Origin of the sequence: Albidovulum salinarum (assembly GCF_025673475.1) — a bacterium.
Taxonomy (GTDB): Bacteria; Pseudomonadota; Alphaproteobacteria; order Rhodobacterales; family Rhodobacteraceae; genus Albidovulum; species Albidovulum salinarum.
Genome location: NZ_JAOVQO010000004.1, coordinates 99,785 through 123,750 on the forward strand (window position 1 = coordinate 99,785; position 23,966 = coordinate 123,750).

Below are 23,966 nucleotides of genomic sequence, written 5' to 3' on the forward strand. Positions count from 1 at the left end.
GTCCCGGTATCAGAAGCTCATCGTCGTGTAGTCGACCTCGTCGGGATAGAACCCGTCCTCCATCGAGGTCTGGTGGACGCGCACGAGCTTGCCGCCCTCGACCTTGGTGATGGACTGGAGCCCGAAGGCCTGGTGGGTCTTGCCGTTGAAGACCTTCGGCCCCTGCGGATGCGCCTGTCCTTCGGCGAAATCGGTCATTGCCTCGATGGCTTCCACGATCTTCTGCCGGTCGGCGGGGCCGGTGTATCCCGCCGCCTCCATCGCATGCTTGATGACGAACAAGGTCTCCCAGGTCGAGAACATGTGGGCGTAGGTCGCGATATCGGCGGGGTCGGAAACCGAGGCGCCGTTGTCGTCGACGCCCACCGCCTCGCGGTAGAAGGTCTCGTGCTCGGAGGCATCGGCCTGCTTGTAGCGCGGATGGCCTTCCCAGAAATGCGAACCGTCGAGGAATTCGAGGCCGGGGGAGTTGATGTCGACGGCCTCAAGCGAGTCGATGAAGCCGAAAAGCTGCGGCCGGTCGCCCGAGCCGTAGAATTCGCCCAGTTCCTTCACGAAGGTCAGGACGGCGGGGCCGACCATGACGTGATAGATCACCTCGGTTTCGGAGGGGATCTGCGGGAAGTAGCGGGTGAAGGAGGTCTCGGTCGGCGGGATCGCGATCTGCTGGATCACCTCGCCGCCCTGCGCGGCCATCGCGGCGGTGAAGAAGTCGCGGTGATCGTGGCCGAAGGCGAAGTCGGGGAAGATCATCGTGACCTTCTTGCCGAGGTTCGAGGAGACGAAGGGCGCCATGCCCTGGACCTGGCTCTTCACGTCGGTGATGCCGGGCTGGAGCGTCCAGCGGTTGAGCATGCCGCTCGCCACATGATGGCCCTCGGAGCAGACGAGATAGGGCACCTTCAGCTCGCCCGCGCGCGGGGCCGAGCCGATCACGACGTGGGAAAAGAGCGTTCACATCACCAGATCGCAGTTCGACTGGGTGGTGAGTTTCTCCACCACTTCCGCGCCGCGCTTGGGGTCGGTGCCGTCATCCTCGAAGAGGATCTCGACCGGGCGGCCATTGATGCCGCCGGCCTCGTTCAGCACCTTCAGGGCGGCCGAGGCGGTGCGCTCGTACCAGCGGCCGTAGGAGGCGCCGATGCCGGTGCGGTGAAGTTGGAAGCCGATGCGGATCGGCTCGGAGGACTGCGCCAGGACGAAGCGCGGGACGGCGGCGAGCGCGCCGGCGCCGGCCATGCCCTTGAGGATCGTGCGGCGGGTCGGGGTCGTGGTGAACGGTCTTCCGGTCATGGGACATCTCCGCTGTTGGATCTGGCGCGTTCTGGCCGCGCGCCCGGGTCTCGTGCGAGATCGGAACACGGGAAGTGCCCCGAATGCAAGGATTTCTCATCCGACCGCCGGGGCGGAGAGCAGCCAGAGGCCAAAGACGGTGTAGCCGACCATCAGTGCCGTCATCGGCAGGTGGGCGCGAAACGAGTGCCCGCCGGCAATCCGTTCGGAGAGTTTCATGCCGATGAGGACGGCGAGGAGATGCGCGCCGAGGATCGTCGCGAACTGGGCGATCCAGATCATGCGGACCCCGGCGCGGGTCGCGAGGAAACCGAAGGAGACCCAGTGCTCTGAGAGGCCGAGAAGCTGCCAGCCCCGCGCGAAGGGGTCGTTCAGCGCCGCGATCGCATATTGGCCGTTCGTAAGGAGAGCGATGAGGTAATGCGCGACGTGGTAGCCCGCCGCGATCGGCAGGAAGGCGAGCATCATCGGCCCCGCCGCGTCGCGAAACCGCCCGGCGGGCAGGCCGGCACGGATCGCGCCGAGGATGAGCGCGGCGCTGAGCAGCCAGAAGAGGGGCAGCGCGATGCTGTTCGCGACGAGCACCGCCGAGCGGCCGGGAAACTCGAGGGGATTGATGCCGAGGCGCACGAGCCACCAGAAGGTCTCGGTCAGGCCGTCGAAGCTGACCGAGGCGAGGACGAGGGTAACGAAGGCGACGGCCGAGGCCGAGAGCGGCGCGAGGCGCAGCACCTGCGCGCCGGGCAGACCGGCGAAGACCCGGAGCCTGTCGCCCGCCGGCTCGGCCCAGAAGGGCGCGATCTTGGCGACGAAGCCGAAATAGACGGTCAGGAACTCGCCCCGATCGAGCCAGTCCTCGCCCTCGGCAACGGCCAGAAGAAGGATGACGAGGTAGTAGCCCGCCGCCACGCGGGCGAGGACGGCGGGATCTCCGGGGGCGAGCGAGACGATCTCGAACCAGGCAAAGCCGATATAGCCCGCGACAGCCGGCCAGTGGCCGAGCCGGGAGAGGCCGATGCTGCCGCTGATGCCGAAGAGGCGGCGAAGGGCGCGGGCCGGGGCCGACCACGGCTCGATGTCGCGCCAAAGGTTGCCGAAGAGGACGGATGCGAGGGTGAGGCCGACCCAGAGCACGGTCCAGAGCATGAGCGGCAGCAGGTTCTCCAGCGGGTCACGGGTGCCGAAGAGGCCGACGGCCACGAGCCCCCAGAAGCCCGCCGTGGCGAGCCATCCGGCTAGCGCGCGCGGCACGAGGCGTGGCCGCTCGAAGAGCTGGTGCGCCGCGAACCGGGGCAGCCGGCGCGCGTCGAGCCCGGCGAGCGCGGTCAGCACGACTGCGACGGCGGCGCCGGCCATGTACCAGCCGGTCGGCAGGGTGAGGATCACCATGCGCTCGGAGGCATGCGCGAGGGCCGGACCCGGCAGGAGCGCCAGCAGGACCGCGAGGCCGCGCATCAGCGCAGGCCATCCTCGCCCTTTATCTGGTGCGCCTCGAGCCCGCCCATACGGGAATGGATGCGCGGCCCCTTCGCCATGCAGAGCGCGAAGACGATCTCGTCGGGTTTCGGCCCGTCCGGCACCATCACTGTCATCGTGTCGAAATGGCTGCGCACATAGGCGGCGTTGACATGGGCGAGCGGCAGGTCGAGCGTCGAGCCTGCCGGGCCGACCTTCTTGCCCGAGGGCACGATGGCCTTGGTCTCGCCAAGAAGCGCGCGCATGCCGTAGCCGCCGGGCGCATGCCAGAGCGCGCCGTGTTCCAGCTCACCCATCAGGCCGACGAGCGCGCCCTTGCCATAGGCGTCGATCCCCTCGGCCCCGCCGAGGGCGGCGATCAGCCGTTCGCCCATCATCAGGGCGAGCGGCTTGAGATCCTCCATCGCCGGCTGCAGGTCGGGCTCGAAGCGCCCCGCGAAGGGATTCGACACCACCGCGAGCACCGCCGCGCGGCGGCGCGGGGTTGCGGCATCCGCGCCGCCGTCGTGGTGGATCTCGTCGGTGATGAGGCTCAGCTTGCGCAGGCGGAAATCGGGCACGGATGATGCTCCCTTCTCGGCTCGGGGAACCATGCCGCAATCGGGGCGAGGCGGCAATGACCGCGTTCCATGTGTCGGTCTGCGCGCGGGACTGTTACTGGCTACGCGGGCCGGTTGAGGCTATCCTGCCGACGCCGACCCGGGATCCGACCAGCCCGGGCAAGCAATGAGGGGCGGCGGCCGGAATGGCGGGAACGGAGTGCAATTATCAGCGCAAGATGACTGCGCGCGAACTGACGACTGCCTTGTCGGAAGCTGAGTGCCGGCATTGCCGGGTCTCGGCGGCGGCACTGCTGGAAAACGGCGAGCATCTTGAAATCTGCGCCGAGGAATTTGCGTCCGACATCATGAGCGGGGAACGCGTACTCACGCCGATCGCGCTGTGCCCGGCCTGCCACCGGCTCAACCATCTCGACGCGCATCACCGGCACAATCCGTGCCAGATCAAGGCACGTCACAGCCGGGAGAACTCGTTCTAGCTCAATCGGCGGGCGCAATCTCGAGGTCCACGGGCGCAAGCCCGTCGATCTCTCCGTGCAGGATATCACCAGGGCGAACCGGTCCTACCCCGGCCGGCGTGCCGGTGAAGATAAGGTCGCCCGCGCGCAGGTGATAGAGCGTCGAGAGATGGGCCACGATCCCGGCCACCGACCAGACCATGTCGGCGAGACGGGCGCGCTGGACGGGCGTGCCATTCAGGAGCAGCGAGATCCCCTGCGGGCCGGGCTCGCCGAAGGCCGCGGCGCGGGTGATCGGGCCGATCACGGCCGCGTTCTCGAAATCCTTGCCGGTGTCCCAGGGCCGGCGCTTGTCCTTGGCCGCGGCCTGAAGATCGCGGCGGGTCATGTCGAGCCCGGCGGCATAGCCGAAGATGGCGTCGAGCGCCTTCTCCTGCGGGATCCGGAAGGCTGGGGCGCCGAGGGCGACGACGAATTCCATCTCGTGGTGGAAATCGGCGGTGCCCGGCGGATAGGGGATCGTGGCACCTGAAAGGGTCAGATGCGCGGGCGCCTTGGTGAAGTAGAACGGCGCCTCGCGGTCGACCTCGGCGCCCATCTCCTTCGCGTGGTCGGCGTAGTTGCGCCCGACGCAGAAGATCCGGGTGACCGGAAAGGCGGCGTCCTCGCCGTGCAGGGGCACGGTGACGGGGTCGGAGGCGGGGAACACGAGCCTGGTCATTCGCCGTAAGGGACCCAGATGTTCTTCACCTGCGTCGCGCGCAGCAGGAAGTCGCGGCCCTGGCCGCCGGGCCCGGACCAGTCGCGGTTCGGCGGGCACCAGGTGAGCTTGAGGTTGCCCGCACTTTCGGACTCGACCATCCTCGCGCCCTCCTCCGAGCCGCAATACCACATCGCGGCGACGTCGTCGTGTCCGGCGAGGGTCTTCGCCAGTTCGTCGCGGGCGCCGGTGACGATGTTGACCACCCCGCCGGGGAGGTCGGACGTGTCGAAGACCTGATAGAGGTCGGTCGCGGCCAAGGGCATCGCCTGCGCCGGGATCGCGACGACGCGGTTGCCCATCGCGATCGCCGGCAGGACGAGGCTGAGAAAGCCGAGGAGCGGCGCGTCGTTCGGGCAGGCGATGCCGATCACGCCGAAGGGTTCGGGCATCGCGAGCGTGACATGCGCCGATTTCGTCGCATGCACCGCGCCGTCGAACTTGTCGGCCTGGGCGGCGTAGTAGAAGGCGCGGCGGATCGAGGCCGCCACCTCCTCGGCCGGTTTCGGGGTGCCGGCGGACTTCAGGCGCCGGGTGAACTCGGCCTCGCGCGCGGCGAGGTTCTCGGCGAGGTAGTAGAGCACCTGGGCGCGGTTGTGGCCGGTCGCCCTGCCCCATCCGCCCGCCTTGTGCGCGGCCTCGACCGCGTTGCGGATGTCCTTGCGGTTGCCGAGGCCGGCGAGGCCGATCTGGCCCGACTTGCCGGTGACGGCGTAGGAATAGCCGCCGTCGGGGCGTTTCTGGGCGCCGCCGATATAGAGTTTCGCGGTGCGGTCGATGGGGGCCGTGCCGGTGGATGGCGCGCCCGGCACCGGCGCGGCATCGAGCCGCGCCGGTGCCGTCTCGGGCTTCGCCCGAGGGACCGGACCCGAGAGGTATTCGCGCATGCCCTCGCGGCCACCCTCGCGACCGAAGCCGCTCTCGCGGTAGCCGCCGAAGCCCGCCCCGGCATCGAAGATGTTGGTCGCGTTCACCCAGACGACGCCGGCCTTGACCTTCGCGGCGATGTCGAGCGCGAGGTTGATGTTCTCCGACCAGATCGAGGCGGCAAGCCCGTAGCGGGTGTTGTTGGCCAACTCGACCGCCTCGTCGGGGGTGCGGAAGGTGGTGAGCGTGGCCACCGGGCCGAAGATCTCCACCTCGGAGACGATGTTGGCGGGGGCGACATTGGTCATGAAGCCGGGCGCAAAGAAGCAGCCCGTCGCGGGAAGCTGACCCTCGGCCTGGTGCAGCACCGCGCCCTCGGCCTCGCCCTTCGCGACGAGGTCGCGGATGCGGGCGAGCTGGACCGGATCGACGATGGCGCCGATATCGGTGGACTTGTCGAGGGGGTCGCCGGTGCGGAGCTTGGCGAGCCGGGCGCGGAGGCGTGTCACGAAGGTCTCGGCGATGCCCTCCTGCACGAGGATACGGCTCCCCGCGCAGCAGACCTGGCCCTGGTTGAACCAGATCGCATCGACCACGCCCTCGACCGCGCCGTCGAGATCGGCATCGGCGAAGACCACGAAGGGCGATTTGCCGCCCAGTTCCAGCGTCAGCTTCTTGCCCGTGCCCGCCGTCGCCTTGCGGATCGCGCGGCCGACCTCGGTCGAGCCGGTGAAGGCGACCTTGTCGACCTCCGCGCCGACCAGCGCCGCCCCGGTCTCGCCATCGCCGGTGACGATGTTGACGACGCCCTTCGGCAGGCCGATCTCGGCGCAGATCTCGGCGAAGGCAAGCGCGGTCAGCGGCGTGTATTCGGCAGGTTTCAGGACCACGGTGTTGCCGGCGGCGAGCGCCGGCGCGATCTTCCAGGCGAGCATCAGGAGGGGAAAGTTCCACGGGATGATCTGGCCGCAGACGCCGACGGGCACGGCGCCGGGAAACTCCTCCTCCAGCATCTCGGCCCAGCCGGCGTGGTGGTAGAAGTGGCGCGCGACGAGGGGGATGTCGATGTCGCGGCTCTCGCGGATCGGCTTGCCGTTGTCGAGCGTCTCCAGCACGGAAAGGAAGCGTTCGCGTTTCTGGACGTGGCGGGCGATGGCGTAGAGCCATTTCGCGCGCTCGTGGCCGGGCAGCTTCGACCAGCCGGGTAAGGCGGCGCGGGCGGCCTTCACCGCCGCGGCCACGTCCTTTTCCGAGCCCTGCGCCACCTTCGCGAGCTCCGCGCCGGTCGCGGGATCGGCGCTCGGGAAGGTCTTCGCGGGCTTCGTGAAGGCGCCGTCGATGTAGTGGCCGAACGTCCCCCTTGCCTTCAGCCAGCCCATGACCTCGCCCGAGGCCTCAGGCGCCGGGCCGTAGTCCATCGTCTCCAGTATCTCGGTCACTGTCGGCATCGGTCCCTCAGGCAATGGCGTGGCGCGAGGACGCGGCATAGCGTCCGGTCAGGTGGTGTTCGAGCTGGCGCTCGATATCGGCGAGCATCGAGGAGGCGCCGAGCCGGAAGAGATCGGGTTTCAGCCAGTCGTCGCCGAGCTCCTCCTTCATCAGGATCTGCCAGGCGATCGCGTCTTTCGCGGTCTTCATGCCCCCCGCCGGCTTGAAGCCGATCTTCTGGCCGGTGCGCGCGCCGTAATCCCGGAGTGCCCGGGCCATGACGAGACTCACGGGCAGCGTCGCGTTCACGCCCTCCTTGCCGGTCGAGGTCTTGATGAAATCCGCGCCCGCCTGCATCGCCACCATCGAGGCCTTGTAGACGTTGCGCAGCGTCTTGAGGTCACCGGTCGCGAGGATCGCCTTGAGATGCGCGGCCCCGCAGGCCTCGCGCATCTCCGCGACCTCGTCGTAGAGCGCGGACCAGTTGCCGTCGAGGACATGGGCGCGGGTGATGACGATGTCGATCTCATCCGCGCCGTGGTCGACGGCGTAGAGGATCTCGGCGAGGCGGAGGTTGAGGGGCATGAGACCCGCCGGGAAGCCGGTGGCGACCGAGGCGACGGGGACGCCGGTGCCGTCGAGCGCCTTGACCGCGGTCGATACAAGCGTCGGATAGACGCAGACCGCGCCGGTCGTCAGCCCGGCGAGCCCGAGCCCGTCGAGGATGTGGTCGGCCAAGGGGCTCCGCGCCTTGGCGCAGAGTCGGCGCACCCGCTCGGGCGTATCGTCGCCGGCGAGCGTGGTGAGGTCCATGCAGCGGACCGCGTTGACGAGCCAGGCGGCCTGCCATTCCTTCTTAACGGTGCGACGCGTGGTCAGCGTCGCGGCCCGGCGCTCGGCCGCGGGCGTGTTCACCGCGATCTGGTCGAACCAGTCGAGCTGCAGGGGAACGCCTGGATTCCGCGCGATGTTGGGAAGGGCATGAATCTCGGGCATCGGACTGTCCTGGCTGGCGGCGTCAACCGATCATAGCGCCTGACGCTAACGCCTGTCTCCGGTCTCGGCAATCCAATTTTGACCACAGGGTCAAATTTCAGACGTTCACCGCCGCGGCTTGCCCTTCCAGGTGCCGAGCCAGGCGCGGAACCGGCCCCAGACGCCGCGCGCCCGCTCCGCCGCCTCGTCGGCGCGCTGGTCGACGCTGTCCCAGGCCTCCTCGACATCGGCGAGCACCGGGTCGATCGAGCGTTCGCGGAACTGCAGCCACATCCGGCGCAGCATCAGGAGAACGAAGCCGAGGAAGACGAAGAAGAAGATGTTGAACCAGGGGATGATCGTCACGTCCGGCCCCTCGACCCGCTTGATCGAGATCGCGTTCGGGAAGGCCGAGAAATACTCGATCCGCCAGCCGTAATGGGTGACCGAGACCCATTCCGGCGCCGCGGCGGTGGATTTCGCATCTTCCGCCTCGGTCTGCAGGTTCGCGGTGTCGAACTTGAAATAGGGCGGCCAGGACCAGCCGGTATCCTCGTTGCGATAGACCATTGGCTTGTTGTTGGCCTTCACCGTCTGGATGAACTGCACGTCGCGGTTGATGAGCCCGGTCGACTGGTCGTCGGGCTTCGCCCAGAAGATCCGCGTCCAGTCGTTGAGGTCCTGCCGCTCCTGATAGGTGTTGACCACCCGCACGATGTCATGCTGCGGCAGCGTGTAGTGGAAGAAGCCGAAGACGATGAGCGCAATCAGCGTCAGCACGGTCCATTTCGCGTATTTCATCTTCGCCTCAGTAATTGGTCAGGTAGATCAGTAACAGCACGCCGAGCGTCGGGATCACGTAGACGAGCCAGATCAGCTTGCGCCTCAGGCTTTTCTCGTAATCCCGCATGCCCGCCTCGATATAGGCGTCTCGGGCCGGGGATTCACCCCCGTCGTGCTCGCCGTCCCATTCCTTCTCCAGCCGCTCGCGCTCGACCGAGCGGGAATAGATCGACAGGAGCAGATACATCACCGTCATCGCGATGAAGCCGAAGACGGCAAGGCGGAGGAAGGCGATCATCGGCGCTCCTTTCTCACCGCGCCCCAGGGGCCGACGATGTCGAGAATGTCGGGTTTGCGGCTCTCGGGCGCACCGGAGCGGCTCCAGGGTCCCGGCTCGTGCATGCCGGGCTCGGGGCCGAACAGAGCCTCGCGCGCACCGGCCTTGTCGATCTGGTATTCGCGTTCGAGATAGTCGGCGACATAGGCCTTCTTCGCCTCGGGCCAGGAGCGGTAGAGATCGTAGAAAAGCTCCTTGTGGCAGATGAAGAGCTGGCGCACGTCGAGGGGTGACAGTTCGGAAAGCAGCATGTTGACGAGGTCGCGATCGGCATGGGCCTTGGCGCGGAGCGTGTAGAAATAGGCCGGATGCGCCGAGGTAATGCGCGGCCAGGGCCCGCCCGTCTCGACCCATCTGAGAAGCGCCGCGAGCCCGTGGAACTCCTCGGGCAGCCGCGCGCCGATGGCCGACGCGGCCTGCCTCAGGTCGCGCCGCGCCCCGTGGCCGATCTCGAGCCTGAGGCTCGCGGCGGCGGCGACGACGATGAAATCCATCTTCTGGCGCAGGATCGCCGCGGCATCGGCGCCGCGGGCATTGACGATCGGCTCCACGAGGTCGTTGATCTCGAGGAACTTGGCGATCTGGTTGCGGTCCTCGAGGTCGAAGACGTATTTGATCGGCAGCGCCCCCAAAGCCTCCTTCCGCCCGACCGCGATCGCCGCCGGATGTTCCACGTCACGGAAGATGTAGAGGCCGCCGAAATGCGCGGTCCAGAAATTACCCTGGTCGAATGTGGTGGACTTGAGCGCGACCGGATTGCGCGTCACGTCGCCGGTCTTGTCCGCGAGCCCGATCATCTCGGCGATCAGCACGTCATCCCACCAGCCGTCCTCCTCGCTGCGGAAGCGGTCGATGAGGCCGGCAAGCTTCTGCCCCTCGGCCACATGGTTGCCGGTCGTGTCGGCGGTGACCGTGATGCGGCGGATGTCGAAGAGCCGGGCCGGGCTTTCGAGGTCGTAGACGGTGTTTTCGAGTTCCCCCGCCACCGCGTCGCGCGCGGTGAGCGTAAAGAGCTGCGCCTCGTTCTCCGCGATGAAGCGGGCGAGAATGCCGCGCGAGGTGGAGAACTTGGCGTTCAGAAGCGGCGCGGTCTTCTGGTCGGTGGTCAGGAGGATGAACTGCCGGTTGCAGCCATTGGCGTTGAGGTAGAGGTGATCGCCCAGTTCATCGCCCACCTCGGGCGAATAGCCCGAGATGTCGACATGGAAATCGGCGAGCTTCGTCTCCTTCCCCGTCAGCGCCTTCAGCGCGCGGTTGTAACGCTCGATGAGCGCGGGGCTCTCGACCGGGATCAGGTTGCCGAACATCAGGCCTTTTTCGATGAGGCGTTTCATGGCGAACCCTTCACTTTCCTGCCGGAGCGTCCCCCCACCCCCATCCCCTCCCCACGAGGGGGAGGGGAGGCGCCGGGACCTGCCGCCGTGAGAGTGTCGGACAGGGAAACAGAGATGTTGCGACAGGTCACGGCCCCCCCCCGCTTTCGATCCGACACAGCGCCCGCCGTATCGCGGCTCCCCTCCCCCTCGTGGGGAGGGGATGGGGGTGGGGGGCACGCCTCCAGCGCATCCAGCACGACCTGCATCACCCCCTCGATATCGCCGTCAACCTCGGCGTTCCAGAACCGGAGCACCGTGAAACCCTCGCCCGCAAACCACGCGTCCCGCTCCTGATCCCGCGGCCCGCCATGCCCGCCGCCATCGACCTCGATGACAAGGCGCCGCCCGAACTCGGCGAAGTCGGCGATATAGGGGCCGACCGGCGCCTGCCGGCGAAAATGGGTGCCGAACATGCGGTCGAGTTCCCTGAGCTTCCGCCAGAGCCTGCGTTCCTGTGGGGTAGGCTCGTTGCGGAGCCTGCGGGCATTGGCACGGGTATGGGGAGCGATGCTGGTCATGTGACAGCCCCCCACCCCCCTCCCCTCCCCACGAGGGGGAGGGGAGGCGCAACACGGCTTAACGCGTTGTAGTGGCGTGGGGGTTGGCAGGCCTCGAATTGGCCGGATTCGGCCCGTCTCCCGCCCACCGAGCCTTGGCAAGAATCGGTGAAACTTCGCGGCCAGAAACACATCGCTGCACGACCGCTCGAGCGCCATTCCGTACGCGTGCGCCCCAATTTCGACAGTCTGATCATTGGCTTTCTTCAACGGAAGGCTCGGCGACCGCCGCGAGTTCTGAAGCAGTGTTTTCGTCCTTTTTCCGAAGCCGCTGCGCGAGCCAGTAGAAGGTACCGCACCCCGCGAATAGACCGAGCCAGCTGCTGAAAGGCGGATCGGTCGGCGTGACGATCCAAAACACGACAAACGAGAGCGCAACCGTCAAGGCCATGCCCACTGCATAGGTCCGCGCCACGCCCAACGTTTCCCGGACGCTTGGCGACGACATGTACAATGCAACGCAAAGACCGATCAGGCCCGACAATCCGGCGGTCCACACTAGATAGAACAGATAGGCAACCAAAAGTAAAAGCGCGATGGGTACGGTCATTTTTCCTCCAGATACCGCCGCTTGGCCTCTTCCATCCGCCGCATGTCCCGAACGGCCCCCTCGATGGCCACCTCGTCCGACTTGTCGGCATAGCGGAATTCCGAATCCGCGTAGCGGTTGATCTCCTGCACCACCATCTCGACCGTGATCGGTTTCCTGAGCTCCGAAATCATCGCCTTCTTCTCGTCGTAGCTCTTGAAGAGGAACAGATCCGGCGCCTCCATCCACACATCCGGCAGTTCGAAATCCATCGCCCGGACCTTCACCGCGTCGGTGATGTTCTTGATCGCGCGCCCCGTGAAGCGCTCGTCCGCGTCCTGGATCGCCTTGAGATAGGCCCCGAGCTTGGCGATCGTGTCGAGCTTGCCGATCCGCCCCTCGACCTCGGCCCAGACCGCCTTAAGCCCTTCCTCATGCGGCAGCGAATGGCCCTCGAACGAGGCCGCGACCGCCCGCTTGATCTCCTGCGCGGCGTAAAGCTCGTGGTCGCCGAGCGGGATCGCGTGGTTCTTGCCGAGAAGCAGCGCGAGGATGTCGATGTAGTCCTCCCGCGTCTGCGGCCCGTCGACGAGGAACCGCGCCCCGGCCCGCTGGCGCAGCGCGTCGTCGACATTCTCGGGGTAGTTCGAGAACATGCCGAAGGTGCAGTTGCCGCGCACCACCGTGTTCGCGCCGGCGAAGGCCTCCATCAGGACCGCCGTGATCTCCTGCTGGCCCGCGCTCGACTGCCGGTCGCCGCGCTTGCCCGCGACCTGGTCGATGTCGTCAACGGTGCCGAAGCCGATCACCGCGGGGTCCATCACGTTGTTGATGAAGGCCTTGGCGTTCTGCCCGGACTTGCCCTGATAGGAATCCACGTTGTCGATCGACAGGTTCTGGTAGCGGAAGGGATAGCCCGCGACCTTGCAGTAGTCGTTCAAGAGCCCCGCCATCATCTGGATCAGAGTCGTCTTCCCCGTCCCCGGCTTGCCGTCGCCCATGAAGGTGAAGATGAAGCCGCCCATCTCGGCAAAGGGGTTGAGCTTCTGCTCGAAATCATAGGCCATCAGCATCTTGGCGAGCCGCATCGCCTGGTACTTGGCGATATGGTTGCCGACGACCTCATGCGGCTTCTTGAAGGTCATCACCAGCGTCGAACCCTTCGCCTTGCGCGCCGGTTCAAAACCCGAGATCGGGAAATCATCCGCCTCGACGCGGTAATTCGCCCCGGAGAAGGCCTCCAGCCGGGGGGCCGAGGCCGCGCGCAGCTTGACTTTCTGCATCAGCTGCTCGGCATAGGCGAGCACGGTCGCGATCAGCAGCGGCTCGTCCTTGGCGAAGACCGCGATGTCCTGATCGAGCTCCCAAAGCGCGCCATGCAGCGCCAGCTGGGCATTGTCCGTCAGCACCTCCTCCACCGGTCCGATCTCCACCGAGGCCTCGGTCGCATGTTCGGCCAGCAAGAAAGCCACCGCGTTGGCGAAAACCGAAAGCACCACCAGTGCCTCGGCCGCCAGCAATTCGGTGAACTCGGTGGCCCGTGCCGCGGGCAGGCGGTTTTCCAGGTTGGCCTTCTTCAGTTCAACCAGACCCGTCTGCCCAGAAAACAAGTCGCCCATCGCCAAGGCAATCGAAAGCGCCCGCCGCAAAGCATGCGCCGTCGCCGCCTGCAAAGGCGAAGTCAGCGGATCGTCGTCATCCGTCCCGGCCATCCGGTCGATCAACCGAACGCCTTCGGTCCGTACCATCGAACGGGTCACAAGACCGGGCGTGGTGGACCGGAAACGCCGCTGCATCGCCGCCACGTCGGGCGATTTCTCGGGACCCGTCACGGTCAGTTTCGGCGTCGCGATGCGCGGCGCGTGATCGACGCCCATCAGCATCTCGGTCGCCGCATTGTAATGCGCCCGGATCTCCTCTTCCTTCAGCTCCATCTCGTTCCGCGGCGCGCTCATCGAAACCCCTTGTCCTTCTTCATTGCCCAAATACCCCCGGGGGTGCGGGGGCGGCGCCCCCGCTTCGCGGCTCATCCGTAGACGAGCACCCTGCCCTCCTTGCCGACCACGAACTTCCGAACGTCGCGGAACCCCGCAGGATCCTTCTCGGCCAAGACCTGGAAGGGCCTTTGCGGCAGGATCAGCGACCGCGTCACCCGCGTCGCCCCGGTATCGACCCCGCGTCCGGCGAAGGGATCGAGCCGGAACACCTCCCGCTCGACCTCCGAGAACCAGCCCTTCTCGACCTCGACCCGCTCGCTTTCCAGCTCCTCGACGGTCCAGGCGAGCGCCCAGTCCTCGCCTTTGGGTGACTTCGCCTCCTCCAGCACCTCGCGAATCGGCCCGGTCTGGAGCGTGAACGCGCTCGAATACATCGGCCCGAGATGAAGCCGCCGCAGCCGCTTCGGATGCAGGTCGTCGAAATCGGTGTCGAACCCCTTGGCGATGGTCAGGAGCTTCAGCCCCCCCACCGACTGCGCCATCAGATGCGCCTGCACGGCGGGCCAGCGCCGTTCATCAAGCGGCAGCGCCTTCCGCCCGGAATCCACCACCTCCATCAGGTAGACGACCGGCACATTGAGCTGGCTGTCATAGGTGCCCCAATGCACGAGATACCCGCGCCGCCCGCCGGTGACATCGGCGATCCATTCCGCCTTGGGATGCATCTGCGCGAAGTAGAGCCCGCCGCGCTGCAGCACCTCGTAATAGAGCCGCTGCGACAGCGCATATTGCAACCGCGTCGGCACCACCCGCTCGCCGACGATCTGGCGCACCATCTCGTCCTTGAGGCGGCCCGCATCGGCCATGCCCTCCAGATGCCGCGCCGCTTGCGCCGCATCGTTCGCCATCGTCACCAGCTCCTGGTAGATCGGAAAGCCGCTTTCATGGAGGTCGATGGTCAGGTGCTTCTGCCCGATCCCCTCGAGCCGGCCCGAGACGAGATACTTGAGGCTCAGGGCCTTGAAGGTCGCGGCGATCGCGCGGACGTACGCGTCGAGCACGTCGCCATCCATCGCCGAGAAGCCCCGCTCCTTCTCCATCGCCTCGGCGACGCCGCCAAGAAGCCGGGTGATGCGCTCGAACTTCGCGAAGTAGCGCCGCGCGGCGAGATCGTCGTCGAGCGCCTTGTGGTCGGTGGTCAGGTCAAGCTCGGGCACTTAGCCACCATAAAGGTTCTTGTCATGCTTCTCGACAATCGCCGCGAAGCGCCGGGCGAAGCGCTCGTCGGCCTTGGCCTTCTGTTCCAGCACCTTGCGGGCAAAGACCATCTGGTCCTCGTGCTTCTCCAGCATTTCGGCCATCCGGGTGTTGGTCGCGACGCCGATCCCGGCCATCGCCGCCTGCGCCTCCTGGTCGGTCTTCACCCCGATCTCGTTGATCTTGTGCGCCACGTCCTGCTGCTGGGCGGTCTTCAGCGACTTCGTCAGCGCGTCGTAGAGCACCACCCGCTGCTTGGTGTCGGTCTGCAGCTTGTTGATCAGCACCATCTGCGTCGCTGCCTGGTTCTGCAGGCTGTCGACCCAGGTCTTGCCCTTCTCGATGTAGCGCTCGAGCGTCTGGGATTTCGCGAGCTTCACCTGCTCGTCCTGCACCATCGCGTTGTAACGCTTGTTGAGCTCGGCGAGCTGGCTTTCGAGCTTGGTCCGCGCCGCCGCGTCCTGCTCGACGCTGATCGCGTTCTCGATCTTGATGATCTCGGGATCGAGCTTCTGGATATCGGCGCGCAGCGCCTCGAGCTCGCCCACTGTCACCTCGCGATCGCCGAGCGTCTCGGTCAGGTTCGCCTCGACCTTGTCCTTGTGCTGGTTCAGCACATTGAGCTGACCCTCCAGCAATTTTACGATCACGTCGGACTTGCCGATGAGATCCTGCAGCTTGTCGTCGATCGAGGCCCCGCGCAGCCGCTCCTGCCGCATCGCCTCGGACTTGCCCTTGGCGAAGATGCCAACGAAGCTTTCCCAACCGGTCTTCGAGCGCATCTCGTCGAAATCCCGCGAGAATCCAGCTGTCACGTCGTCGAGCCCCATGATCAGCTCGGCGATGTTGGCGTTCATCACCTCGGCATGCTTGTGGACGTCGTCGAGCGTCGCGTTCTCGATGTCGATGGAGACATCGTCCCCCGCCTTCAGCTTCGACCGCGCGGTCTCGATCCGGCTCGTGAGCTCGGAAATCTTGGCCTGCGCCTCGGAAACCTGCTTCTGGCTCTCGCGGATCTGGGCATCGAAATCTGACATGGACGCTCCCCGATGTTAATATCTTTTACAATGATGGGGATGCGCCAAGCGGTTGTCATCCCCCGGTTGTCGAAATCTTATCGCAAAAAGCTTGCCCCCCGTCATCCCGCAATCGCCGCCAACGCTTTTACCGTTGCGACCGAGGCGTGCGCGCGTTTAGCCTTCGCGCCATGACCGCCGCCCTCGAGACCCGCATCGCCGCCGAGATCGCGGCCCGCCGCGAGGCGCTGATCGCCCTCACGCAGGACCTGATCCGCATCCCGACGCTCAACCCGCCGGGGCGGAACTACCGCGCGATCTGCGACTACCTCGCCGCGCGTCTCGAAGCCGCGGGCTTCACGGTCGAACTGATCCGCGCCGAGGGCGCGCTCGGCGACAGCGACGTCCATCCGCGCTGGAACCTCGTCGCGCGGACCGAGGGCACGCGCCCCGGCGACTGCGTGCATTTCAACTCGCACCACGACGTCGTCGAGGTCGGCCACGGCTGGAGCCGCGACCCGTTCGGGGCCGAGATCGAGGACGGCCGCATCTACGGCCGCGGCGCCTGCGACATGAAGGGCGGCCTCGCCGCCAGCGTGATCGCCGCCGAGGCCTTCCTCGCCGCCTGCCCCGATTTCGCCGGCGCGATCGAGATCAGCGCCACGGCGGACGAGGAATCGGGCGGCTTCGGCGGCGTCGCCTACCTTGCCGAACAGGGCCGCTTCGACCCCGAACGCGTCCAGCACGTCATCATCCCAGAGCCCCTGCACAAGGACCGGATCTGCCTCGGCCACAGGGGCGTCTGGTGGGCCGAGATCGAGACGAAGGGCCGCATCGCCCACGGCTCGATGCCCTTCCTCGGCGACTGCGCGGTGCGCCACATGGGCGCGGTCCTCGCCGAGATGGAGGCGACGCTCTTTCCGCTCCTCGCCACCAGGCGCACCGAAATGCCGGTGGTCCCCGAGGGCGCGAAACAGTCGACGCTCAACATCAACGCGATCCACGGCGGCGCGGCGGAACCTGACGACGATTACACCGGCCTGCCCGCGCCCTGCGTCCCCGACCGCTGCCGCATCACCATCGACCGGCGCTACCTGATCGAGGAGGATCTTTCGGAGGTGAAGCGCGAGGTCACCGGGATGCTCGAGCGGATCAAGACGGCGCGGCCCTCCTTCGACTACGAGATCCGCGACCTCTTCGACGTGCGCCCGACGATGACCGACCGCGACGCGCCGATTGTCCGCACCACCGCCGCCGCGATCGAGAAGGTCCTGGGCCGAGAGGCGGCTTTCGTCGTCTCTCCCGGCACCTATGACCAGAAGCACATCGACCGGATCGGCCGGCTGAAGAACTGCATCGCCTACGGGCCGGGCGTCCTCGACCTCGCGCACCAGCCCGACGAATGGGTCGGCATCGCCGACATGGAGGACAGCGCCCGGGTCATGGCGCTGGTCCTCGCCGAGCTCCTCGCCGCCTGAATCCGCCACCGGCTTCTTCATTGCGTAAATACCCCGGGGGTCGTCCATTGGTGCGCCGTTGGTTCGAGAACCAATGGACGACGGGGCCGCGCCCCCGCCGGGTTGGGGGCGTCAGCCCCGGAAACCCGTCTCAGGGCGCGACGGCGATATTGTCGATGAGCCGCACCGGCCCGAGCCAGGCCGCCGCCAGAAGCCGCGCCGGCCGGTCGAGACGGTCGAGCTGCGCGAGCCCCTCGGCCTCGCGCAGCTCGAGATACTCGACCTCGGCGAAACCGGCCGCCACGACCGCGTCCCGCGCGGTCGCGAGCGCGGCCGGAACCGGCGCGCCGCCCCGGATCGCCGCCGCCGCCGCCGCCATCGCATTATGGAGCGCCGGCGCGACCGCGCGTTCCTCGGCAGAAAGACGCAGGTTGCGCGACGACATCGCGAGCCCGTCCGCCTCGCGCCGGGTCGCGCAGCCGGTGATCGTGGCGGGGATGTTGAGGTCGCGCACGAGGCGGCGCACGATCTGCAGCTGCTGCCAGTCCTTCTCGCCGAAATAGGCCCGGTCGGCCCCGGTCATCATCAGGAGCTTGGTCACCACCGTCGCCACGCCGTCGAAATGGCCGGGCCGGAAGGTGCCCTCCAGATCGGTGCTGAGGCCCGACACGCCGACCGTGGTGGCGAAGCCATCGGGATAAACCACTTCGGGCGCGGGCGCGAACAGGAGGTCGACGCCCGCCTCCATCAGCATCGCCGCGTCGCGGTCCTCGGTGCGGGGATACTTGGCCAGGTCCTCGGCATTGTTGAACTGCATCGGGTTGACGAAGACGGTCGCGATCACCCGGTCGGCGCCCGCCTTCGCTGCGGCGACGAGGCTCAGATGCCCCTCATGCAGCGCCCCCATCGTTGGCACCACGCCGACGCTCTGACCCGCCCGCTTCCAGCCCGCGACCACGCTGCGCAGGCCCTTGACGTCACGCAGGGTTCTCATTTGCGCACGGGCTCCTCGCCGAAGACGTGTTCGGGCGCCGGGAAGGTCCGCGCCCGCACCTCGGCCGAATAGGCGGCGATGGCGCGGTCGGCCTCCTGCCCGAGCTCGGCATAGCGCTTGACGAACTTCGGCCGGAACGCGGTGAAGAGGCCGAGCATGTCGTCGACCACCAGCACCTGGCCGTCGCAATCGGCCGAGGCGCCGATGCCGATCGTCGGCACCGCGACCGCCCCGGTGATCTCGCGCGCGAGCGCGTCCGGCACTTTTTCCAGCACGACCGCGAAGGCCCCGGCCTCGACCACGGCGGCCGCGTCGCGGCGGATGCGGTCGGCGTCCTCGCCCCGGCCCTGCACCCGGTAGCCGCCGAGCGTGTTCACCGCCTGCGGCGTCAGCCCGACATGACCCATGACCGGGATGCCGCGCCGGGTCAGGAACGCGATGGTCCCGGCCATGTGCTCGCCGCCCTCAAGCTTCACCGCCGCCGCGCCGGTCTCGGACATGAGCCGCGCGGCATTGCGGAACGCCTGATCGGGGCTCTCCTCGTAGGACCCGAACGGCATGTCGATGACCATCATCGCGCGCGACAGCCCGCGCGCCACCGCCTGGCCGTGGAGCACCATCATCTCCATCGTCACATGAAGCGTCGAGGGCAGGCCGTGGAGCACCATGCCGACGCTGTCGCCAACGAGAACGATGTCGCAATGCGGATCGACGAGCCGCGCCACCGGCGTCGTGTAGGCGGTCAGAACGACCAGCGGCGTGCCGCCCTTGCGGGCGCGGATATCGGGCGGAACCGGCCGCCGTATCTCGGTCGTGGCGCTCATCCGTCCATCCTCCCTTCCTGTCGCTGGTTCTTTTTAGCTGCACCGCAGCATCGTTTCCAGCTTTCTCTTCGATCGCCCGCCCCGCGCTTGATCGGAATGGGAAACCGGCCAAAGATACTGCCAAAGAACCGGCCGCGCCATGCGGATCACACGGGAGGAGAGAAGATGCTCGACCGGCTGATGAGGAGCGCCGCCGCGCTCGCGCTGATGGGTGGCGCCGCACTCGCGGCAGAGGACTCGATCACGATCGGCATGGTGCTGGAGCCGCCCGGGCTCGACCCGACGGCAGGCGCCGCGGCGGCGATCGACGAGGTGGTCTATGCCAATGTCTTCGAGGGGCTCACCCGCTTCGGCCCGGACGGATCGGTGCGGCCCGCCCTGGCCGAAAGCTGGGACGTGGCCGAGGACGGCAAGGTCTACACATTCCATCTGCGGACCGGCGTGACCTTCCACGACGACACGGCGATGGACGGCGAGGACGTGAAGTTCTCGCTCGACCGCGCCCGGGCCGAGGACAGCGCCAATGCGCAAAAGGCGCTCTTCGCCGGGATCGAAAGCGTCGAAGTCACGGACCCGCAGACCGTGAAGGTCACGCTGACCGCGCCGGACGGCAACTTCCCCTTCAACATGGCCTGGGGCGACGCGGTGATCGTCGCGCCGGAAACGATCGCCGATGCGGCGACACATCCGGTCGGCACCGGCCCCTTCCGTTTCGCGGGCTGGACCCAGGGCGACCGGGTGGAGATCGAGCGCAACCCCGACTACTGGGGTGAACCCGTGGCGATTACGAAGGCCACCTTCCGCTTCATCTCCGACCCGACGGCGGCCTTCGCCGCGATGATGGCGGGCGATGTCGACGCCTTCCCGAACTTCCCCGCGCCGGAGACGCTCGCCCAGCTCGCCGCCGATCCGCGCTTCAAGGTCATCGTCGGCTCCACCGAGGGCGAGACGATCCTTGCCATGAACAACAGGCAGCCGCCCTTGGACGACGTGCGCGTGCGCGAGGCGATCGCCCATGCGATCAACCGGCAGGAGATCATCGACGGTGCGATGTTCGGCTATGGCACGCCGATCGGGACGCATTTCGCGCCGCACAATCCCGACTATGTCGACCTGACATCGATTTCGGCCTACGACCCGGAGAAGTCGAAGACGCTTCTCGCCGAGGCAGGTGTCGCGGACCTCAGGCTCCGCCTCGCCCTGCCGCCGCCGACCTACGCGCGCCGTGGCGGCGAGATCGTCGCGGCCCAGCTCGCCGCGGTGGGGATCCAGACCGAGATCACCAATGTCGAATGGGCGCAGTGGCTTGAACAGGTCTTCAAGGGCAAGGATTTCGACCTCACCATCGTCAGCCATACCGAGCCCGCCGACATCAACATCTACGCACGGCCCGATTACTACTTCCAGTACGCGAGGCCGGACTTCGTCGCGCTGATGGACCGGCTCACGCTCACGACCGATACCAGCGACCGCTCGGCGATCCTGAAGGCAGCGCAGGAGATGATCGCCAGGGACCATGTCAACGGCTATCTCTTCCAGCTCGCCAAGACCGGCGTCGCGGACGCGAGGATCGAGGGCCTGTGGGAAAACTCGCCCACCCAGGCCAACGACCTCACGGCGGTGCGCTGGACCGAGTGAGCGGGGTGCCCGCCTGCTCACCGTGACGGGCGCGCGCGACAGAAGCCGTTTGACAAAGGCAGGCGGAACCGGGAGAGAAATCCACAGGTTTCCAACAGCGACAGGATGCTCCGATGCCCAATTTCCTCCGCCTCACCGCCTCGGCCGCCGAACCCGAATACGACGCCCCGCCCGCCGACAAGCTGATCTCGGGCGACCCGCAATTCACCACCTGGAACGTCGAGGACCGCGACGGGCTCTATTGCGGCATCTGGCAGGCGACGCCGGGCAAGTGGCGCATCGCCTATGAGGAGTGGGAATATGTCCATATCCTCGAGGGACGTTCTGTGATCACCGCCGATGACGGGACCGAGCACCACCTCGAGGCCGGCGACAGCTTCATCCTGCGCCCGGGCTTCACCGGCACCTGGGAAGTGCTGGAAACGCTCCGCAAGGAATACGTCATCCTGTCCTGACCGCTTGCGGCCGGTCAGGATCCGATGTCGATCCCGACCGGCAGAACCGCGGTCGCACCGTAGATCGTCTCGGGCGAGACGATCGTCGGCGGCAGCTCGCGCCCGCGCGGGCTGTAGCCGGGGCCGACGAGCCGGAGCGAGTCCTCGTAGGTCCGCACGTTCACCGTGGTCGGGACCGACACCCGGTTGTAGAGGTCGATGATGTCCTGGTTGAAGAGCCGGATGCAGCCGGCCGACCCGGAATTGCCGATCGAGCCGAGGTCGTTGGTTCCGTGGATCCGGAAATGGGTGTCGCGCTTGCCACGGTAAAGGTAGAGCGCCCGCGCGCCGAGCGGGCTGGCAAGCCCCCCCGGCACTCCATTACGGAACGCGCCATAGACCTCGGGCTGGGTGCGGAGCATGTTCGCCGTCGGCTGCCAGCCCGGCCATTCCTTCTTCTGGCGGACGACCGTCGTTCCCTTCATGCTGAGGCCGGCCCGGCCGACCGCGATCGGGTAGCGCCAGGCGGTGCCGTCGCTCAGGATGTAGTAGAGGAACTTGGCGTGGGGATCGATCTCGATCGTTCCCGGCGCCTCGCGGCCCTCGTAGTAGACGAGCTGCCGGCGGTTCGGCCAGTCGAGGTAGCGCGGCGGCACCGGCGGCAGCAGGTAACCGTTGTCCGGCAGCGCCTCGTAGCCTTCGACCGGGGTGAAGCCGTAGTTCCGGCTGCCGTCGCCCGAGGTCTCCGAAAAGACCTCGTCCGAGCTACTGGCACAGGCCGACAGAATGGTGCTCCCCGCAAGCGCCAGGAACGAGCGGCGGGTCGGAATGAAATCTCGCATCAGGTATCCAATATCGCGTTTCTTGGCCTAACCCTAACATCGAAAACGGCTTTTGCAAAAGCCCGTTGATCCGCCGGCCAGCGACCCGTGTCCGTTCGGCGCCACCGCTCCGGCACCGGGCGCGCTGCCCTTGTTCACGAACCGAAGGTCCGGCGTGCCGCCGCGACGGCCGCGAGGAACTCGACCTGCGCGGCCTCCGGCGCCTCCGGCAGCGCCGCCACGACGGCTTCGGCCCAGTCGACATAGGCGCAGCAGCGGTCCAGGCTCCAGCCCACGGGCCGCGAGGCCGCGACGGAGCGGACGTTCGAAGTCTTGTCGCCGAGCTTCACCAGCGCCGCGCGCGGCGACTTCGATGCGGCATGGACGATCTGCAGCCGCTTGCGCTCAGCCTTCGCCAGCGCCTTGTCATCGGTCAGCTCGGCGACGACCGCAGCCACCGCCGCACCGAAGACCCGCGCGATGTCGCGCGCTGTCACGCCGTCGCAATCCTCGACGGTATCGTGCAGCCAGGCCGCGGCGAGCGCGATCTCGTCGCCGCCGTGACGCCGCACGAAGCCCGCGACCTCCTCGAGATGAATGACATAGGGCTCGGACGCGGCGCCCTTGCGGGTCTGGCCCGCGTGGGCCTGCCGGGCGAAAGCCTCGGCACGGGCAATCAGATCGGGCAAGAATACCTCCTGTAGTCGACGCAGGCCGCCATCGCACCATCGGTGCGGTGCGCCAGAGCGTTGCGATGAAAGGAAAAGGTGGCGCACCGTCGCCGGCCGCCACCTTCCACTCTAACCCGTCGCGTCACGCCGTCAAGCGGCTCAGCCGACGACGTTGAACTCCGGCCCGTAGGGATACTTGGTGATATCCTCGTTGCCATCCTCGGTGATGACGAGGATGTCGTGCTCGCGGTAGCCGCCGGCACCGGGCTGGCCCTCGCCGATCGTGAGCATCGGCTCCATCGAGATCACCATGCCGGGTTCGAGCACCGTATCGATGTCCTCGCGCAGTTCCAGCCCCGCCTCGCGGCCGTAGTAGTGCGAGAGTACGCCGAAGGAATGGCCGTAACCGAAGGTGCGGTACTGCAGCAGCTGGCGCTCCTCGAAGAAGTCGTTGATCTTCGCGGTGACCTCGGCGCAGGAGACGCCGGGCTTCAGAAGGCTCATCCCGTATTCGTGGGCGGCGACGTTGGCCTCCCAGATCTTTAGGCTGGCCGGGTCCACCTCGCGCACGAACATCGTGCGCTCGAGCGCGGTGTAATAGCCCGAGATCATCGGGAAGGTGTTGAGCGAGAGGATGTCGCCGACCTGAAGCTCGCGCGCGGTGACCGGGTTATGCGCGCCGTCGGTGTTCATCCCCGACTGGAACCAGACCCAGGTGTCGCGGTATTCGGCCTCCGGAAACCGCTTGGCGATCTCCAGCTCCATCGCGTCGCGCCCGGCCATCGCCACGTCGATCTCGCGCGCGCCGGCCTTCACCGCCTCGCGGATCGCGAAGCCGCCGACATCGGCGACATTGGCGCCATGCTTGATCAGCGCGATCTCGGCGGCGGACTTGTGCATCCGCTGCTTCATAGTCGCCGGCGCGATATCGACGAGTTTCGCGGGCGCGAGGAACGCCTTCAGCTTGTCGGACTGCAGGAGCGTCAGGTGATCGCCCTCGTAGCCGATGGCCTTGCCCGGCCCCGTCACCGACACGATCGCGCGCCAGTAGTTGTCGCGCTGCCAGTCGGTATAGGTGATGTTGTCACCGTGAGAGCGCCGCCAGGGCTGCGCCGCGTCGATCCCGGCCGAGATCGTCACATCCTCGGTCGCGGTGACGACGAGCGCGTAGGGCCGCCCGAAAGAGCAGTAAAGGAACCCGGAATAATAGGCGATGTTGTGCATCGAGGTGAGCACGACCGCATCGACGCCTTGCGCATCCATGATCGCGCGGAGCCCGCCGAGGCGCGCGTCGTATTCCGACGCGGCGAAGGGCAGGGTCTTCTCGCCCTGGTGGAAGCGGTATTGCTGGGGACGTTCCGTCATTTCTACAGACCTCACTTGATGGGGTCCGGACCTCAGGCACAGGAACCCCGAAAGGTCCCGGCGTACAGGACTGCGGCGGATCGCTCCGCAAGCGGCGGGGCAGATGCCCCTGTGGCGACGCCATCGCCACGGCTCGCTCGCCTTCTAGCGCAA

General features: G+C 67.1%; 22 protein-coding genes and 1 pseudogene. 4 read left to right on the top strand and 19 right to left on the bottom strand.

What is annotated here, in order from left to right:
* Positions 1 to 9: 9 nt before the first annotated feature.
* From OEZ60_RS05340 to OEZ60_RS05350, 3 genes and pseudogenes are all read right to left on the bottom strand, one after another.
* Positions 10 to 1,293 (bottom strand): annotated as a pseudogene (locus tag OEZ60_RS05340) (ABC transporter substrate-binding protein).
* A gap of 96 nt (positions 1,294 to 1,389) precedes the next feature.
* Positions 1,390 to 2,748 carry a hypothetical protein gene (locus OEZ60_RS05345; RefSeq protein ID WP_263333950.1) on the bottom strand — a complete coding sequence of 453 codons (1,359 nt, stop codon included), beginning with the start codon at positions 2,746 to 2,748 and terminating at the stop codon, positions 1,390 to 1,392.
* The gene (locus tag OEZ60_RS05350) at positions 2,748 to 3,329 is read right to left on the bottom strand and encodes an amino acid synthesis family protein (RefSeq protein ID WP_263333951.1); all 582 of its coding nucleotides are present in this window, start codon (positions 3,327 to 3,329) and stop codon (positions 2,748 to 2,750) included. The genes OEZ60_RS05345 and OEZ60_RS05350 overlap by 1 nt, the downstream gene beginning before the upstream one ends.
* Before the next feature lie 185 nt (positions 3,330 to 3,514).
* On the opposite strand from OEZ60_RS05350, the gene OEZ60_RS05355 reads away from it, so the two are divergent.
* Positions 3,515 to 3,808, top strand: coding sequence for a hypothetical protein (locus OEZ60_RS05355; RefSeq protein ID WP_263333953.1), 294 nt, complete (start codon positions 3,515 to 3,517; stop codon positions 3,806 to 3,808).
* 1 nt (position 3,809) lies between these two features.
* On the opposite strand, the gene OEZ60_RS05360 is transcribed toward OEZ60_RS05355, so the two are convergent.
* The 11 genes from OEZ60_RS05360 to OEZ60_RS05410 form a co-directional block, all read right to left on the bottom strand.
* On the bottom strand, positions 3,810 to 4,508 hold the full coding sequence (locus OEZ60_RS05360) for a fumarylacetoacetate hydrolase family protein (protein WP_263333955.1): 699 nt from the start codon (positions 4,506 to 4,508) through the stop codon (positions 3,810 to 3,812).
* Positions 4,505 to 6,862 (bottom strand): aldehyde dehydrogenase family protein, encoded by a 2,358-nt coding sequence (locus OEZ60_RS05365; protein WP_263333957.1) that lies wholly within the window; start codon positions 6,860 to 6,862, stop codon positions 4,505 to 4,507. The genes OEZ60_RS05360 and OEZ60_RS05365 overlap by 4 nt, the downstream gene beginning before the upstream one ends.
* 7 nt (positions 6,863 to 6,869) lie before the next feature.
* Entirely contained in the window at positions 6,870 to 7,838 is a 969-nt protein-coding gene (deoC, locus tag OEZ60_RS05370) for a deoxyribose-phosphate aldolase (protein ID WP_263333959.1), read from the bottom strand.
* 105 nt (positions 7,839 to 7,943) lie between these two features.
* Positions 7,944 to 8,618, bottom strand: coding sequence for a DUF1523 family protein (locus tag OEZ60_RS05375; protein WP_263333960.1), 675 nt, complete (start codon positions 8,616 to 8,618; stop codon positions 7,944 to 7,946).
* A 7-nt stretch (positions 8,619 to 8,625) separates the two neighbouring features.
* A complete protein-coding gene (locus tag OEZ60_RS05380) occupies positions 8,626 to 8,898 on the bottom strand; it encodes a hypothetical protein (RefSeq protein WP_263333962.1) in 273 nt (90 codons plus the stop codon).
* Positions 8,895 to 10,271 (bottom strand): DUF6638 family protein, encoded by a 1,377-nt coding sequence (locus tag OEZ60_RS05385; RefSeq protein ID WP_263333964.1) that lies wholly within the window; start codon positions 10,269 to 10,271, stop codon positions 8,895 to 8,897. Before OEZ60_RS05385 ends, OEZ60_RS05380 begins: the two co-directional genes overlap by 4 nt.
* The gene (locus tag OEZ60_RS05390; protein ID WP_263333966.1) at positions 10,268 to 10,831 is read right to left on the bottom strand and encodes an endonuclease domain-containing protein; all 564 of its coding nucleotides are present in this window, start codon (positions 10,829 to 10,831) and stop codon (positions 10,268 to 10,270) included. Before OEZ60_RS05390 ends, OEZ60_RS05385 begins: the two co-directional genes overlap by 4 nt.
* Positions 10,832 to 11,063: 232 nt before the next feature.
* Positions 11,064 to 11,420, bottom strand: a complete 357-nt coding sequence (locus OEZ60_RS05395; protein ID WP_263333968.1) for a hypothetical protein — start codon at positions 11,418 to 11,420, stop codon at positions 11,064 to 11,066.
* Positions 11,417 to 13,354 (bottom strand): AAA family ATPase, encoded by a 1,938-nt coding sequence (locus tag OEZ60_RS05400; RefSeq protein WP_263333969.1) that lies wholly within the window; start codon positions 13,352 to 13,354, stop codon positions 11,417 to 11,419. Before OEZ60_RS05400 ends, OEZ60_RS05395 begins: the two co-directional genes overlap by 4 nt.
* Before the next feature lie 71 nt (positions 13,355 to 13,425).
* Positions 13,426 to 14,553 (bottom strand): hypothetical protein, encoded by a 1,128-nt coding sequence (locus OEZ60_RS05405; protein WP_263333971.1) that lies wholly within the window; start codon positions 14,551 to 14,553, stop codon positions 13,426 to 13,428.
* Positions 14,554 to 15,630: a hypothetical protein gene (locus OEZ60_RS05410; RefSeq protein WP_263333973.1), complete on the bottom strand. Its 1,077-nt coding sequence runs from the start codon at positions 15,628 to 15,630 to the stop codon at positions 14,554 to 14,556. It abuts the gene before it with no gap.
* A gap of 170 nt (positions 15,631 to 15,800) precedes the next feature.
* Here OEZ60_RS05410 and OEZ60_RS05415 point away from each other — a divergent pair, with 170 nt between their 5' ends.
* On the top strand, positions 15,801 to 17,087 hold the full coding sequence (locus OEZ60_RS05415) for an acetylornithine deacetylase/succinyl-diaminopimelate desuccinylase family protein (RefSeq protein ID WP_263333974.1): 1,287 nt from the start codon (positions 15,801 to 15,803) through the stop codon (positions 17,085 to 17,087).
* A gap of 130 nt (positions 17,088 to 17,217) precedes the next feature.
* On the opposite strand, the gene panC is transcribed toward OEZ60_RS05415, so the two are convergent.
* Positions 17,218 to 18,060: a pantoate--beta-alanine ligase gene (gene panC / locus OEZ60_RS05420; protein ID WP_263333976.1), complete on the bottom strand. Its 843-nt coding sequence runs from the start codon at positions 18,058 to 18,060 to the stop codon at positions 17,218 to 17,220.
* The gene (gene panB / locus OEZ60_RS05425; protein ID WP_263333978.1) at positions 18,057 to 18,884 is read right to left on the bottom strand and encodes a 3-methyl-2-oxobutanoate hydroxymethyltransferase; all 828 of its coding nucleotides are present in this window, start codon (positions 18,882 to 18,884) and stop codon (positions 18,057 to 18,059) included. Before panB ends, panC begins: the two co-directional genes overlap by 4 nt.
* 165 nt (positions 18,885 to 19,049) lie before the next feature.
* Here panB and OEZ60_RS05430 point away from each other — a divergent pair, with 165 nt between their 5' ends.
* Positions 19,050 to 20,522, top strand: a complete 1,473-nt coding sequence (locus tag OEZ60_RS05430; protein WP_263333979.1) for an ABC transporter substrate-binding protein — start codon at positions 19,050 to 19,052, stop codon at positions 20,520 to 20,522.
* A gap of 113 nt (positions 20,523 to 20,635) precedes the next feature.
* A complete protein-coding gene (locus OEZ60_RS05435) occupies positions 20,636 to 20,977 on the top strand; it encodes a cupin domain-containing protein (protein WP_263333981.1) in 342 nt (113 codons plus the stop codon).
* Positions 20,978 to 20,991: 14 nt separating this feature from the next.
* Here the strand turns inward: OEZ60_RS05435 and OEZ60_RS05440 are convergent, their stop codons facing one another.
* From OEZ60_RS05440 to OEZ60_RS05450, 3 genes are all read right to left on the bottom strand, one after another.
* A complete protein-coding gene (locus tag OEZ60_RS05440; protein WP_263333984.1) occupies positions 20,992 to 21,798 on the bottom strand; it encodes a L,D-transpeptidase in 807 nt (268 codons plus the stop codon).
* Between the two features lie 134 nt (positions 21,799 to 21,932).
* Positions 21,933 to 22,466 carry an HD domain-containing protein gene (locus tag OEZ60_RS05445; RefSeq protein WP_263333985.1) on the bottom strand — a complete coding sequence of 178 codons (534 nt, stop codon included), beginning with the start codon at positions 22,464 to 22,466 and terminating at the stop codon, positions 21,933 to 21,935.
* A gap of 141 nt (positions 22,467 to 22,607) precedes the next feature.
* The gene (locus OEZ60_RS05450; RefSeq protein ID WP_263333987.1) at positions 22,608 to 23,813 is read right to left on the bottom strand and encodes an aminopeptidase P family protein; all 1,206 of its coding nucleotides are present in this window, start codon (positions 23,811 to 23,813) and stop codon (positions 22,608 to 22,610) included.
* Positions 23,814 to 23,966: the final 153 nt, after the last annotated feature.

Bases quoted from the DNA above. Each gene is read 5' to 3' on its own strand.
- OEZ60_RS05395 (WP_263333968.1), bottom strand. From the start codon at position 11,420: ATGACCGTACCCATCGCGCTTTTACTTTTGGTTGCCTATCTGTTCTAT.
- OEZ60_RS05375 (WP_263333960.1), bottom strand. From the start codon at position 8,618: ATGAAATACGCGAAATGGACCGTGCTGACGCTGATTGCGCTCATCGTC.
- OEZ60_RS05400 (WP_263333969.1), bottom strand. From the start codon at position 13,354: ATGAGCGCGCCGCGGAACGAGATGGAGCTGAAGGAAGAGGAGATCCGG.
- OEZ60_RS05380 (WP_263333962.1), bottom strand. From the start codon at position 8,898: ATGATCGCCTTCCTCCGCCTTGCCGTCTTCGGCTTCATCGCGATGACG.
- OEZ60_RS05440 (WP_263333984.1), bottom strand. From the start codon at position 21,798: ATGCGAGATTTCATTCCGACCCGCCGCTCGTTCCTGGCGCTTGCGGGG.
- OEZ60_RS05410 (WP_263333973.1), bottom strand. From the start codon at position 15,630: ATGTCAGATTTCGATGCCCAGATCCGCGAGAGCCAGAAGCAGGTTTCC.
- OEZ60_RS05355 (WP_263333953.1), top strand. From the start codon at position 3,515: ATGGCGGGAACGGAGTGCAATTATCAGCGCAAGATGACTGCGCGCGAA.
- panC (WP_263333976.1), bottom strand. From the start codon at position 18,060: ATGAGAACCCTGCGTGACGTCAAGGGCCTGCGCAGCGTGGTCGCGGGC.
- OEZ60_RS05415 (WP_263333974.1), top strand. From the start codon at position 15,801: ATGACCGCCGCCCTCGAGACCCGCATCGCCGCCGAGATCGCGGCCCGC.
- OEZ60_RS05360 (WP_263333955.1), bottom strand. From the start codon at position 4,508: ATGACCAGGCTCGTGTTCCCCGCCTCCGACCCCGTCACCGTGCCCCTG.
- OEZ60_RS05450 (WP_263333987.1), bottom strand. From the start codon at position 23,813: ATGACGGAACGTCCCCAGCAATACCGCTTCCACCAGGGCGAGAAGACC.
- OEZ60_RS05385 (WP_263333964.1), bottom strand. From the start codon at position 10,271: ATGAAACGCCTCATCGAAAAAGGCCTGATGTTCGGCAACCTGATCCCG.
- OEZ60_RS05435 (WP_263333981.1), top strand. From the start codon at position 20,636: ATGCCCAATTTCCTCCGCCTCACCGCCTCGGCCGCCGAACCCGAATAC.
- OEZ60_RS05365 (WP_263333957.1), bottom strand. From the start codon at position 6,862: ATGCCGACAGTGACCGAGATACTGGAGACGATGGACTACGGCCCGGCG.
- OEZ60_RS05345 (WP_263333950.1), bottom strand. From the start codon at position 2,748: ATGCGCGGCCTCGCGGTCCTGCTGGCGCTCCTGCCGGGTCCGGCCCTC.
- OEZ60_RS05390 (WP_263333966.1), bottom strand. From the start codon at position 10,831: ATGACCAGCATCGCTCCCCATACCCGTGCCAATGCCCGCAGGCTCCGC.
- OEZ60_RS05430 (WP_263333979.1), top strand. From the start codon at position 19,050: ATGCTCGACCGGCTGATGAGGAGCGCCGCCGCGCTCGCGCTGATGGGT.
- panB (WP_263333978.1), bottom strand. From the start codon at position 18,884: ATGAGCGCCACGACCGAGATACGGCGGCCGGTTCCGCCCGATATCCGC.
- deoC (WP_263333959.1), bottom strand. From the start codon at position 7,838: ATGCCCGAGATTCATGCCCTTCCCAACATCGCGCGGAATCCAGGCGTT.